Origin of the sequence: Janthinobacterium sp. NKUCC06_STL, from assembly GCF_019345455.1 — a bacterium.
GTDB classification, from domain to species: domain Bacteria; phylum Pseudomonadota; class Gammaproteobacteria; order Burkholderiales; family Burkholderiaceae_D; genus Janthinobacterium; species Janthinobacterium rivuli.
Map to the genome: position 1 here is coordinate 159,803 of NZ_JAHKQY010000009.1, position 12,132 is coordinate 171,934.

Consider the following 12,132-nt stretch of genomic DNA (forward strand, 5'->3'; position numbering starts at 1 on the left):
ATTTAAATATTGCGTAAAAAGAAAAAGCCGCCGGATATGCATCCGGCGGCTCACGCTTTTATGTCACGGACAGTTCAAAGTCCTTAGAACGTATGGCGCATACCTAAGTTGAAACCGCTGTTACCGGTGCCATCGTCGGTGGCATTGCCAACCTTGTAGGTAGCGCCGTTCTTGTTGCTGATGTGGCCGTAACCTGTGTACAGGTCGCTGCGCTTGGACAGCGCATAGAAGGCGCCGATGGCCCACTGCTGGGCGTCACGGTTGGCATTGCTCTTGTCGTTGTGGCGGATGTACGACGCGACCAGCTTGGTGGCGCCGAACGGGGCGCTGAAGCCAACGAGGATGTCATTGCTCTTGCTGTCGTCGAGGGCGCGGTTGTCGGCGTAGCCGAAGTTGCCTTGCAGCACGCCAAAGTCGTAGCGCGTGGCCAGCAGGGTGTTGCGCGTTTGCTGGGTCGCCAGCGCATTTTCCTGGCGGTGGTGCGTCAGGGTCACGTTCAGCGGACCGTCGATGTAGTGCACGGCGCCGCCCATGCTGCGGTTTTTCGCATTGTCGCCGGCTACTTCGCCAAAGCCATACGCCAGGTCGGCCGACAGCTTGCTCCAGGTCGGCGTGCTGTATTGCACCATGTTGTCGATGCGATAATTCGGCGCCATAATGTTCGATGCCGTGCCGGCCAGGCCGATGACAAACGGATCGGCCACGTCGCGCAGGGCCAGGTAGTACGGCGTATATTGGCGGCCCAGGGTGACGGCGCCGGCGCTGCCGGTCAGGCCCACATACGACTGGCGGCCGAACAGCCGGCCGCCCTGGCCCGAGGTGCCGGTATCGATATTGAAACCGCTTTCCAGCACGAAAATGGCGGCCAGGCCAGCACCGAGGTCTTCCTTGCCTTTGAAGCCGATGCGCGAGCCGGAGGCGACGCCGGAGGCGACGCGGTTCAGGCGGTCTCCAGCCGCATCCTTGTCGAACACCAGGCCGGCGTCAGCCACGCCATACATGGTCACGCTCGATTGGGCCATGGCGCCAGTGGAGGCTGCGCCGAGGGTCAGCAGGGTAAACAGGACTTTTTTCATGAAAATCTCTCTAATAAGTTGGAATGACTACTGATCGCACTACCTGACTGCTTGTTACTTAACATCGACAACAAATAAATGGCCCGCTTGTGGCGGGCCATGGCGCTATCAGGCTTTGCTAGCGTGATCCGCTTCGCCCCAATGGCTTTCCGTGTTCTGGCTGGCCGCGTTGGCGGCGGCGGCTTCTTCCTCGGTGGCCAGGCCACCTTCCCACTTGGCGACGACGGCCGTGGCGACGGCATTGCCGACCGCGTTCGTGGCCGAACGGCCCATGTCGAGGAATTGGTCGACGCCCATCAGCAGCAGCAAGCCCGCTTCCGGAATATTGAACTGGTTCAGGGTAGCGGCAATCACCACCAGCGAGGCGCGCGGCACGCCTGCCATGCCTTTCGAGGTCAGCATCAGCAGCAGCAGCATGGTGATCTGCGTGCCGATCGACAGGTCGATACCGTAGGCCTGCGCGATGAACAGCACGGCGAAGGTGCAGTACATCATCGAACCATCGAGGTTGAAGGAGTAGCCCATTGGCAACACGAAGCTGGAAATCTTGCGGTCCACGCCGAACTGATCGAGCGCCGTCAGCAGTTTTGGATACGCCGCTTCCGAGCTGGCCGTCGAGAATGCCAGCAGGAATGGTTCGCGGATCAGGCCGACGAGCTTGAAGATGCGTGGGCCGATGACGACGAAGCCGGCGCCGATCAGCAGGGCCCACAGGCACAGCAGGCCCACGTAGAAGCCGCCCATGAACTTGGCAAACGTGACCAGCACGCCCAGGCCGTGGGTGGTGATGACGGAAGCCATCGCGGCGAACACGGCCAGCGGGGCCAGGTTCATGATGGTGCCGGTGATGCGCAGCATGACTTGTGCCAGCTGGTCGACGACGGCCGTCAGGGTCTTGCCCGATTCGCCCAGGCCGGCCAGTGCGCCGCCGAAGAAGATCGAGAATACCAGCACTTGCAGGATTTCATTGTTGGCCATGGCCTCGATCGGCGACTTCGGCACCAGGTGCGTGAAGAAATCTTTCAAGGTGAAGGCGGCCGTTTTCAGATTCGTCGACGCGTGTACGTCCGGTAATGGCAAGCCCAGATTGGTGCCCAGTTGCATCAGATTCGACAGCACCATGCCCAGCGCCAGCGAAACGAGCGAGGCGACGACGAACCAGCACATGGCTTTCAGGCCGATGCGGCCGGCCGTCTTGCCGTCGCCCATGTGGGCGATGCCGACCGTCAGGGTGGAGAACACCAGCAGCGCAATGATCATCTTGATCAGGCGCAGGAAGACGTCGGTGACGATGGAAATATTGCCAGCGATTTGAGCGCTGAGCTTGGCATCAGGGAAGGCGGTGTTGCATCCATAGCCCACGGCAATGCCGAGGATCATGGCAATCAGGATGTACAGGGTTAATGGCCGTTTCTTTTTCATTTTGACTCCTCCGGTGAAACGCCGCTGTGAGCGGATTATTGATAGCGAGCAACTCAAGCTTGGAGTCAATATTTCTCAAAAACAAGCCCTTGCGTGCCAGCGATTATTTGCAGCAAAACCTGTACATAGCAAAGGATATGCCTGAAATTGGAATTTGCTACATAACTTCTTAAGTTGTTGATTTAAGGTCGATTTTTTGTTGCTAGGATGTTGCAACTTTGCACGCTTGCGCGAAATATTGGACGCGCAAGCGCATCGCTGTATGACTTTTCATACGCTAGTCGCGGCGGGTGGCGGTAGGCCCAAAAGGGCAAGATTATCAGGACAATAAAAAAGCCCCTCCGAAGAGGGGCCCGATGTGGCGCAGTTTCTATGCTATTGATTTCAGAACTTGATATTCGCTGTCAGGCTGAACGAACGCGGCTGGCTTGGGGTGTAGCGGTAGCCGGATTTGTTGATGGCCGCCACATAGGTCTTGTCGGCCAGGTTGTAGGCATTCAGCTGCAAGTCGAGGTTCTTGTTGACGGTATAGGTTGCCATGGCGTCGAAGACCCAGTAGGCATCCACGCGTGCCGGCGTGCCGACGGCGCCATCGGTGCCGCGCAGCATTTCACCCACGTAACGCGCGCCGCCGCCGATCTTCAGGCCGAATGGCAGGGTGTACGAGGTCCAGCTGGTGAACGCCTGTTTTGGCGTGTAGGTGAGGCTCTTGTCGCCGCTGGCCGTGAAGACCTTGTTCGATTCGACCTTGGTATTCATGCGGGTGTAGCCGGCGCTGACCAGCCAGTTCGGCATGATCTCGCCCACCACACCCAGTTCCAGGCCTTGCACGCGCTTCTTGCCGGTCTGGTAATAAATGGTCGAGATCACCGGATCTTGTTCCACTTCATTCTTGACGGTGGTCTGGTAGACGGCGGCCGACAGCGACAACTTTTGCTTCAGGAAGTCCCACTTGGTGCCGATTTCCTTGGTGATGGTTTCCTGTGGGTCATAGTTCGGGTTTTGCGCGCTGTTGGCGGCGGCGCTCAGGGCGAAGTTGACGCCAGGTGGCGCTTTCGACGTGGCCAGCAAGGCATACACGCTGCTGTCCGGCGTCGGCTTGTACATGGCCGAGATCTTGCCGTTGGCCAGGGTGTCGCTCAGGGTCAAATGGGTAGGAATCGGCGTGCCGACCGGCAGTTTTTGTACCTGATCCTTGCCCACGGCCGTTTGTAGGGCGACGGCGTCATACGTGGTGTTGAAATGGTCGAAGCGCACGCCGCCGTTGAAGATCCACTTGTCGCCGAACTTGACGGTGTCGAACACATACAGGCTTTGCGTGTTGACTTCGCCTTCCGTGAAGGCGCCGCTGCGCACGGGATTGTGGCCGGTGACGGTGTCGCGTGGATTCGGATTATACAGATTGGCGTCCGGCAAGGTGCCCAGGCTGGCTGGCACATAGCTGTAGTTGGTCTGTTTTTCGCTGGTGAACTCGGCACCGGCCACCAAGGAGTGCTTCAGCACGCCGGTGTCGAATTGCGCGCTGACCACGGTCTGGTTGGTCAGGATCGTGTTTTCCTGGTCCTTCACGGTGCGCAGCGAGCGCGCCAGGGTCCAGGTCGAAGGGTCTCGCATCACCCCGTTCGTCTCCGTATTCAGGTTGCCGGCGCTGCCCATGAAGGCCGTCAGCAGGTAGTCCTGCTGGGTCTTGCCGTAGCGCGTGGTGTTCTGGAGCTGCACGTTGGACGAGAAATCATGGTCGATGCGCAAGGTGCCCATGTCGGCCTTGATTTTGTCGTAGTCCGAGGTGGAACCGTAGAAATTCTTCGGATCGACCTTGGCAGCGCTGTTCAGGTAGCTGCGGATGATCGGTTTATCCTTCGTGGCGACGTCCGGCGTCGAGTAGCCTGGCAAGCCGATGGTCGGCACGCCGCCGTCGGGCACGTTGTTTTGATCCACGTGCAGGTAGCTGGCCGTGATGCGCGTTGGCTTGCCGATGCCGAAGGTGACGGTGGGCGCGAAGGCCCAGCGCTTGTTCTTGACTTCATCGCGCGCCGCGTTGCCGCTGTCCTGCGTCATCAGGTTCAGGCGCAAGGCCGTGCCGGTATCGCTGTCGAGGACGCGGTTCCAGTCGGCCGTGGCGCGTTTCTGCTTGCCGCTGCCCGCCGTCAGCAGCGAATTGAATTTGTTTTCCATGGTGGCCGTCTTGCTGACCAGATTGATCGAGCCGGTCGGCGAACCGCGGCCGCTGTCGGTGCCCGCGGGGCCCTTCAATACGTCGATCTGTTCGATGTTGAAGACGTCGCGCGAGATGGAGCCCACGTCGCGCACGCCATCGACATAGATGCTGCCGGACGAATCGAAACCGCGCATGTAGACGGCGTCGCCCGTGTTCGTGTTGCCGTTTTCACCGAGGAAGAAGGTACCGACGCCTGGCGTGTTGCGCAGCGCTTCCGTCAGGGTCAGCGCGCCTTGCTGTTCGATCAATTCCTTCTTGATCACGACGATGGTTTGCGGCGTATTGACCAGCTCTTCCGTGTATTTCGGCGACGAGGCTTTTTCGGCCTTGAAGTCGTTTTCCTTGGAACCCACGACCTTGACTTCGTTCAGCATTTGCTGCGATGCCGGGGCACTTTGACCGGCCGGGTCGGCCGCCTGGGCGGCGACGGGCAGCAGCATCACGGCCAGGGCGGCGCCGATGTGCTGGTTGAAACGGGTTGGGGCGTGTTTGCGGCTCTTGATTGCCATCTTGCTCTCTCGATAAGGTCAGGGTAGTGGTTCCTGGCTGGCTCTGCGCCGCTGTGCTTGGGCACGCAGGCAAGTGGCTGGCGATGGAGACGGAATAGGCGGTATTGTAATAACTGGGCGCTATTTCGTAAATGAGAATCGTTATCAGTATCGTTTACGCAACGGATTGGGTGTGCCGCAAAAAAAACACTGTCATGGCCCATGAATGCTTGCTTTGCGCCCCGGCCGCTGCTATGCGCGCAAGGCTCCGCCGGCGGGAGTATGATGAGCAACCTTTACTAGTTACGCCAAGCATGCTGCAGACTCCCGATGCCTTTGTCCCCCTGATCGATGCGCCCGAACCGGCCCCGTCCGCCGAGCAGACGCTGACGTTTGTCTTTCACCGCGGACGTTTATTGTTGCGCACGCCCGAATTGACCCTGCCCACTGCCGCCGAGGCGGCCGCGCTCGATATCGACCTGAGCCGCGCACAGCCCGTGGGCCTGTGGCAGGGCCGCTATTGCCAGACGGTCTGGACGGACGAAGAGTTGCCGCCGGGCGCCGGCCTGGCCTGGCACGGCATGCGTTCGTTGTTCAATGCCGTCGACGACGCGTTCCTGGGCCTGGCCAGCCGCGCCGTGCAGCTGGCCGAGTGGGCGCGCACGCACCGCCATTGCGGCGTGTGCGCCACGCCCATGCAGCGCACGCGCGGCGAACGCTGCTTCACCTGCGCCGCCTGCGGCATGCTCGCGTATCCGCGCATTTCGCCCGCCATGATGGTGCTCATCCGCAAGGGCGACCAGGTGCTGCTGGCCATGCACAAGCACTCGCCGTCGCAGCGTTTCAGTCCGCTGGCCGGTTTCCTGGAGGCGGGCGAATCGATCGAGGAAGCCGTGCACCGCGAAGTGATGGAAGAGGTGGGCTTGCGCGTGCATAACTTGCAGTACTTCATGAGCCAGTCCTGGCCATTTCCCCATTCGCTGATGATCGCGTTTACGGCCGATTACCTCGATGGCGAGATTCGTCTCGATGAAAACGAGATCGCCGAGGCGCGCTGGTTCGGCCCCGGCGATGCGTGGCCAGAAGCGAGTTCGAGCGTGTCGATTTCCGCGCTGCTGGTGGGCGCGCACCGGCCGCCGGCAGTGCCGTAAAGCGGGAGCTGCTCGGGCAGCTTGCCGCATTTTCTATATACTGGCGGCAATTGAAAATTTTAGGGTGGTGTAGCATGTCTCAAGAAGAATTCTCCGAAAACGACTGGCGCCGGCTGATCAGCAGCTTTGGCGAAGATCCGCAGCGTCCTGGCTTGCTGGAAACGCCGGCGCGCGTGGCCAAGGCGTGGAAGCACTGGACGTCCGGCTATGGCCAGGACCCGGTGGATTTGCTGAAAGCCTTCGAAGATGGCGCGGAACAGTACAACGAGCTGATCGTCGTGCGCGGCATCCCCGTCTACAGCCATTGCGAACACCATCTGGCGCCGTTCTTCGGCAAGGCCACCATCGGCTATGTGCCCAACGGCAAGATCGTCGGCCTGTCGAAACTGACGCGCCTGGTCGATTGCTTCTCCAAGCGTCTGCAAGTGCAGGAACGCATGACGATGCAGATCGCCAATGCCCTGATGGAAGTGCTGGAACCGAAATCGGTTGGCGTGGTCGTACGCTGCCGCCACCTGTGCATGGAAAGCCGCGGCATCCGCACGCCGGGCGAAGAAACCATCACCTCGGCCATGCTGGGCGAGATGCAGCCGAACCTGGCGCTGCGCACGGAGTTTCTGGCACTGGCGCGCGAAGTCTGATCTTCGGCGACGATGCGGGACGAAGGCGGCATATGCCGCCTTTTTTTATATTCTTCCGGACTCCCGCTCCGCCAGGTAGCGCGCCGGCGGCTTGCCCACCGCCTTGCGGAACATGGTGACAAAACCGCTGGTGTTTTCATAGCCGAGTTCCAGCGCCACCGCTTTCACGCTGCGCCCTTGCGCCAGCCGTTGCAAGGCCAGGATGACGTGCAATTGCCGGCGCCAGCGGCCCACGCTCATGCCCATTTCCTCGAGTGACTGGCGGGTCATGCTGCGCTCGCTCATGCCGATGCGGCTGGCCCACTCGGCCAGGGTGCTTTTATCGGCGGGCTGCGCCAGCAGCAGCGCTGCCAGGCGGCGCAAACGCGCATCGCGCGGCATCGGCAAATGCAAGTCTTCCACGGGCGCGGCCGCCAATTCATCGAGCAGGGTAAGCACCAGGCGTTCCTGCGCGCCCTGCAGCGCGGCCAGGGTAGGAAAACCGGCCGCCTTGGCGATCAGTTCGCGCAGCAACGGCGAAACGGCCACGGTGCAGCAAACGGTGGGCAAGGCCGGCGCCATGGCTGGCTCGACAAACAGGCAATAGCACTCCGCTTCGCCCACGCCCTGCGCCGAATGCATCAGGCCGCCCGGTATCCACACGGCGCACTGGGGCGGCACGATCCACACACCGCTTTCCACCTTGCAATGCATCACGCCGCGCGTGGCATACAGCAACTGCCCCTTGCGGTGCTGGTGCGGCGCCTGCTCCGCCTCCTCGGGCACGCTGGCCAGGCCCACGGCCAGCAGCGGACGCAACACGCCATCGACGTCGAAATCCATGAGCGAGGCGGTGGCGTCCAGGCCCAACTCGGTGGTGAGCATGCTGGGCTGCAATAGATGGGGCATGGGGACGCTTTGGCTGGATTGAATAATATTGTGGCTATTTTATGCAATGACGTTCGGCCGCGCCATCGGTATCGTGTGCTGATCCGCAGCCCCGCTTCAACGGCAACCGCCGCCGCCAGTGTTCTGATGAAGGTAAGGAGGAACGGCAACCCCCGAAGGAGTCATCACCATGCAGCTTGATCTATCCACTTTTCCCCTCGTCTGGATGCGCCGCGAGGCAGCGCCTGTCCAGCCCGATATTCTGTTTGCCCAGTTTGACGCGCTGCTGGCGCGCCGCCAGGCGTTTGTCATTCTCAGCGAGGAAGGTTTTGACGAGGAGGGGCATGAACACCCGCAGGAAGAGCGCAAGCGGGCGTCACTCTGGATGAAGCAGAACAAGGCGGCCATCCGCGCGTATATCCAGGGCATGGTGCTGGTTGAACCGAGCGCCGCCAAGCGCCTGGCCGGCAAGGCTTTTGCCGTGATGTTCGGCAAGTTCTGGGGTTATCCCCTGCATTTCGGCACCAGCCGCGACGACGCGCTCGACATCGCGCAGCATTTGCTGCACGCGTGGCTGCCGTCACAACTGCCGTCAGGCAATGGCGGCACGGCCACGCATCAGTAGCGGTAGTCGTTGACGAAATGTTTTGTGAAGTTGTACTTGCTGCCGCCGTCGAGCAAGTCGACCAGGCGTTTCGGCGCCGAGGCCGACATGAAGGCGTCAGCCGCGCCGCCCGTGCTGCGGAACTTCATGCCGGGGCTGAGGATCTGGTTGGCGCCGATTTTCAGGTGCTGGAAGCTTTTCGTTTTCTCATTGTTGAGAATGAAATGCAATTCCTGCTTGAAGGTCAGGAAGGGGATCTTCAGCCACCAGCCTTCGTCCGTGCCATAGCTGGCGACGCTGGAAAAATGCGTGTTCTTGTCCGTCAGGGTGGGTTTGCCCAGGCGGTCGTTGATGCGTTTCATGGCTTCATTCTTGGTCATGCTGTGCTTTCGTGATTCATCAAGTATATGGCGTGCATTTTGACACAGGCACGTCCCCCCCGCCTGCCTTGCCGCCCCTATCTGCAGGCTTTTTTACTGCAATGCAGCATCAATTCTCATCAATTGTCGCAACGCATTAACAACACCGGGCAAAAATCATTGCTTCCCGGCATTGTAAATATCGGTCGTTCGAGCGTATGCTGGAGTCGTCTGAACGGTGCCGCCAGAGCACCGTCGCCGCCGCATTTCTGGCCAGCCGGGCAGGAAGCGGGCCACACCCCTTCGCCGCACAATAGAGAGTTGGAGACACAGCATGAAGAAATTGACGTTCCAGCAGAAGTTATGGATTCCCCTGATTTGCAGCCTGTTGTGCATCACCGTTATTTTTGTCTATAACGCCCTGGAAGTGCGCAAGATCCGCATCGAAGAGCGCAGCGCCGACCTGAGCAATGCCGCCGACCTGGGCCTGGGCGCCGTCAAGATGTTCGGCGACCTGGCCGCCAGCGGCGCCCTGACGAAGGAAGAAGCGCAGAAGCAGGCCACGGCCGTCATCAAGAGCATGCGTTTCGGCGAGACCGGTTATTTGTCCATCATCAACCTCGACGCTGTCGTCGTGATGAATCCCGCCGCGCCGCAAACGGATGGCAAGAACATGTCGGACTTTAAAGATGCCAACGGCACCTATCTGTACCGCGACATCGTGGCCGTCGGCAAGACCGATGCGGGCAAGGGCTTCGTCCACTATTATTTCCCCCGTCCCGGCCAGAAGACCCCCGAACCGAAGATGAGCCGCGTGGTGGCTTACAAGCCATGGAGCTGGACCATCGTGACGGGCGTGTACATGGACGATATCGACGCGGCCTTCCGCCAGTCGCTGTTGACCTCGCTGGGCGTGCTGGTGCTGGTGTGCGGCCTGCTGGCGGGCGTCGTCGTGGTGATCAACCGCAGCTTGCGCCATGCGCTGGGCGGCGATCCTGAGTATGCGGCCGATGTGGCGGAAAAGATCGCGAATAACGATTTGAGCGGCGTCGTGCGCACGCATGCGAACGACCGCCACAGCGTGCTGTACGCGATGAAAACCATGCAAACCAACCTCGTCGATGCGATCAGCGAAATCCGCCACAGCGCCGAGACGATTGCCACGGCATCGAGCGAGATTGCCAGCGGCAATATGGACTTGTCGGCACGCACGGAAATGCAAGCCAGTTCGCTGGAAGAAACGGCCGCCTCGATGGAGGAATTGACCTCGACCGTGACGCAAAACGCGGGCAACGCCGTGCAGGCGAATGAACTGGCGCAGTCCGCTTCCGCCGTGGCCCGCCAGGGCGGCGCCGTGGTGGCGCAAGTGATCGGCACCATGGACACCATCAACGCCTCGTCGCGCAAGATCGTCGACATCATCGGCGTCATCGATGGCATCGCCTTCCAGACGAATATCCTGGCCTTGAACGCGGCCGTGGAAGCGGCGCGCGCAGGCGAACAGGGACGCGGCTTTGCCGTCGTGGCCAGCGAGGTGCGCAATCTGGCGCAGCGCTCGGCGGGTGCGGCGAAGGAAATCAAGGAACTGATCGGCGCTTCCGTCGACAGCATCGCGGCTGGCAGCACCCTCGTTGCACAGGCGGGCACGACCATGGATCAGGTGGTCGCTTCCGTCTCGCGCGTGACCGACATCATGGCCGACATCACGGCCGCCTCGCACGAGCAAAGCACGGGCATCGGCCACGTCAACCAGGCGATCACGGAAATGGATAGCGTGACGCAGCAAAATGCGGCACTGGTGGAAGAGGCGGCGGCAGCGGCGTCGAGCATGCAGGACCAGGCGGCCGTGCTGGCGCAACTGGTGGCGCGCTTCAAACTGTCGGCGCAGGAGCCGGGAACATCGCCGCGCCTGGCGGCCACTTCGGCTGGCGCACCGCGCGCCGTGGCGAAAAAGCCGCTGCGCAGCCTGGCGGCGCGCTAAGGTTTTACTGGGCTGGCGCTGCCGCTTGCGGCGCCGGTTCGAATTCCAGCTTGTCATCAACGACCACGTATTGCCCGACCGGCTGGCCCAGGTCGGCTTTCGGGTCGTTTTCCATTTCCGTCAGTTCATTGCAGGTATTCGTTTCCGCCTGCCACAACTGCTTGCCCATGCGGATATTCCATAGGCCATCGCCGGCCGCAAACAGCTCGACCGTGATGTCGGCCGGTGCATCCGTCGACAGGGTATGCAGGCGCTGGCATTGCGGCAGATTGGTCGCCATCAGCTGCACTTCCACGGTATCTTGCCAAAAATAACGTTGCTGGCGGCGCACGGTCAGGGAATGGTCCTGTCCATCGAACATGTAGATGGCGAAGTCCTGGACACAGCCTGACAGCAGGACGGACAGCGTGACGATCAGGAGTTTGCGCATGGTCGGCTTTCGTTGATGGTTCTCGGGAATGGCGGCGTTCAATTCTTGCGGCGAGAGTGGGCGCTTGCGCTGCCTGGGCGCCGTCTTGTTTTTCGCTTACGTGGCATTATATCCATGCATATCAGTTGCGGCGCGACAATAGTTATGCCAAGTGCGCCTGCCCCTACTTATCTACCTGGAAAGACCACGATGATCGACCTGTATTACTGGACCACGCCCAACGGGCACAAAGTGACGATGTTCCTGGAAGAAGCGGGCATCCCCTACAAGCTCATTCCCGTGCATATCGGCAAGGGCGAGCAATTCAAGCCCGAGTTTCTTGCCATCGCGCCCAACAACCGCATCCCCGCCATCGTCGACCAGGCGCCGGAAGATGGCGGCGCACCGCTGTCCCTGTTCGAGTCGGGCGCGATTTTGCAATACCTGGCCGAGAAAAGCGGACAATTCCTGCCGGATGACGTGCGGGGACGTGCCGAAGTCATGCAATGGCTGTTCTGGCAAATGGGCGGCCTCGGCCCCATGGCAGGCCAAAACCACCATTTCGTGCAATACGCGCCCGAACCGATCGACTATGCGATTACGCGCTACGTCAATGAAACGAACCGGCTATATGGCGTGCTGAACAAGCGCCTGGCGGACCGCGCATTCGTGGCCGGCGACAGCTATTCCATCGCCGACATGGCGATCTACCCGTGGATCGTGCCGCACGAGCGTCAGCGCCAGAAACTGGAAGATTTCCCGCACCTGGCGCGCTGGTTCGCCGCGATTGCCGCCCGTCCCGCCACCGTGCGCGCATATGCGCGGGCGGCGGAAATCAATGTGCAGCCGACCGTCAGCGGCGACGCGAAAAGCGTGCTGTTCGGGCAGACGGCGAAGACGCTCGGCTGACATTGTT

At 60.9% G+C, this 12,132-nt stretch carries 11 protein-coding genes; 5 read left to right on the forward strand and 6 right to left on the reverse strand.

Going from position 1 to position 12,132, the window contains the following annotated elements; translation table 11 throughout:
* Positions 1–83: 83 nt before the first annotated feature.
* The 3 genes from KO539_RS23710 to KO539_RS23720 all read right to left on the reverse strand — a co-directional run bounded on the left by KO539_RS23710 (position 84) and on the right by KO539_RS23720 (position 5,225).
* Positions 84–1,076, reverse strand: a complete 993-nt coding sequence (locus tag KO539_RS23710) for a porin (protein WP_219312112.1) — start codon at positions 1,074–1,076, stop codon at positions 84–86.
* Between the two features lie 108 nt (positions 1,077–1,184).
* Positions 1,185–2,498: a dicarboxylate/amino acid:cation symporter gene (locus tag KO539_RS23715; RefSeq protein ID WP_035822991.1), complete on the reverse strand. Its 1,314-nt coding sequence runs from the start codon at positions 2,496–2,498 to the stop codon at positions 1,185–1,187.
* A 384-nt stretch (positions 2,499–2,882) separates the two neighbouring features.
* Positions 2,883–5,225, reverse strand: a complete 2,343-nt coding sequence (locus KO539_RS23720; RefSeq protein WP_219312114.1) for a catecholate siderophore receptor Fiu — start codon at positions 5,223–5,225, stop codon at positions 2,883–2,885.
* 293 nt (positions 5,226–5,518) lie between these two features.
* On the opposite strand from KO539_RS23720, the gene nudC reads away from it, so the two are divergent.
* Entirely contained in the window at positions 5,519–6,355 is an 837-nt protein-coding gene (gene nudC, locus KO539_RS23725) for an NAD(+) diphosphatase (RefSeq protein ID WP_219312116.1), read from the forward strand.
* A 74-nt stretch (positions 6,356–6,429) separates the two neighbouring features.
* Positions 6,430–6,996 (forward strand): GTP cyclohydrolase I FolE, encoded by a 567-nt coding sequence (folE, locus tag KO539_RS23730; RefSeq protein WP_035822985.1) that lies wholly within the window; start codon positions 6,430–6,432, stop codon positions 6,994–6,996.
* 45 nt (positions 6,997–7,041) lie between these two features.
* On the opposite strand, the gene KO539_RS23735 is transcribed toward folE, so the two are convergent.
* The gene (locus KO539_RS23735; RefSeq protein ID WP_374106482.1) at positions 7,042–7,860 is read right to left on the reverse strand and encodes a helix-turn-helix domain-containing protein; all 819 of its coding nucleotides are present in this window, start codon (positions 7,858–7,860) and stop codon (positions 7,042–7,044) included.
* A 193-nt stretch (positions 7,861–8,053) separates the two neighbouring features.
* On the opposite strand from KO539_RS23735, the gene KO539_RS23740 reads away from it, so the two are divergent.
* Complete coding sequence (locus KO539_RS23740; protein ID WP_219312118.1) at positions 8,054–8,488, forward strand: hypothetical protein; 435 nt, start codon at positions 8,054–8,056, stop codon at positions 8,486–8,488.
* Here the strand turns inward: KO539_RS23740 and KO539_RS23745 are convergent.
* A complete protein-coding gene (locus KO539_RS23745) occupies positions 8,482–8,847 on the reverse strand; it encodes a hypothetical protein (protein ID WP_219312119.1) in 366 nt (121 codons plus the stop codon). The two genes, KO539_RS23740 and KO539_RS23745, sit on opposite strands and share 7 nt — an antisense overlap.
* 313 nt (positions 8,848–9,160) lie before the next feature.
* On the opposite strand from KO539_RS23745, the gene KO539_RS23750 reads away from it, so the two are divergent.
* Entirely contained in the window at positions 9,161–10,807 is a 1,647-nt protein-coding gene (locus KO539_RS23750; protein ID WP_219312121.1) for a methyl-accepting chemotaxis protein, read from the forward strand.
* Between the two features lie 4 nt (positions 10,808–10,811).
* Here the strand turns inward: KO539_RS23750 and KO539_RS23755 are convergent, their stop codons facing one another.
* Positions 10,812–11,237 (reverse strand): hypothetical protein, encoded by a 426-nt coding sequence (locus tag KO539_RS23755; RefSeq protein ID WP_219312123.1) that lies wholly within the window; start codon positions 11,235–11,237, stop codon positions 10,812–10,814.
* 189 nt (positions 11,238–11,426) lie between these two features.
* Here KO539_RS23755 and KO539_RS23760 point away from each other — a divergent pair, with 189 nt between their 5' ends.
* Positions 11,427–12,125, forward strand: a complete 699-nt coding sequence (locus KO539_RS23760) for a glutathione binding-like protein (RefSeq protein ID WP_035822974.1) — start codon at positions 11,427–11,429, stop codon at positions 12,123–12,125.
* Positions 12,126–12,132 lie beyond the last annotated feature (7 nt).

Bases quoted from the DNA above. Each gene is read 5' to 3' on its own strand.
- folE (WP_035822985.1), top strand. From the start codon at position 6,430: ATGTCTCAAGAAGAATTCTCCGAAAACGACTGGCGCCGGCTGATCAGC.
- KO539_RS23755 (WP_219312123.1), bottom strand. From the start codon at position 11,237: ATGCGCAAACTCCTGATCGTCACGCTGTCCGTCCTGCTGTCAGGCTGT.
- KO539_RS23750 (WP_219312121.1), top strand. From the start codon at position 9,161: ATGAAGAAATTGACGTTCCAGCAGAAGTTATGGATTCCCCTGATTTGC.
- KO539_RS23710 (WP_219312112.1), bottom strand. From the start codon at position 1,076: ATGAAAAAAGTCCTGTTTACCCTGCTGACCCTCGGCGCAGCCTCCACT.
- nudC (WP_219312116.1), top strand. From the start codon at position 5,519: ATGCTGCAGACTCCCGATGCCTTTGTCCCCCTGATCGATGCGCCCGAA.
- KO539_RS23760 (WP_035822974.1), top strand. From the start codon at position 11,427: ATGATCGACCTGTATTACTGGACCACGCCCAACGGGCACAAAGTGACG.
- KO539_RS23740 (WP_219312118.1), top strand. From the start codon at position 8,054: ATGCAGCTTGATCTATCCACTTTTCCCCTCGTCTGGATGCGCCGCGAG.
- KO539_RS23745 (WP_219312119.1), bottom strand. From the start codon at position 8,847: ATGACCAAGAATGAAGCCATGAAACGCATCAACGACCGCCTGGGCAAA.
- KO539_RS23735 (WP_374106482.1), bottom strand. From the start codon at position 7,860: ATGCTCACCACCGAGTTGGGCCTGGACGCCACCGCCTCGCTCATGGAT.
- KO539_RS23720 (WP_219312114.1), bottom strand. From the start codon at position 5,225: ATGGCAATCAAGAGCCGCAAACACGCCCCAACCCGTTTCAACCAGCAC.
- KO539_RS23715 (WP_035822991.1), bottom strand. From the start codon at position 2,498: ATGAAAAAGAAACGGCCATTAACCCTGTACATCCTGATTGCCATGATC.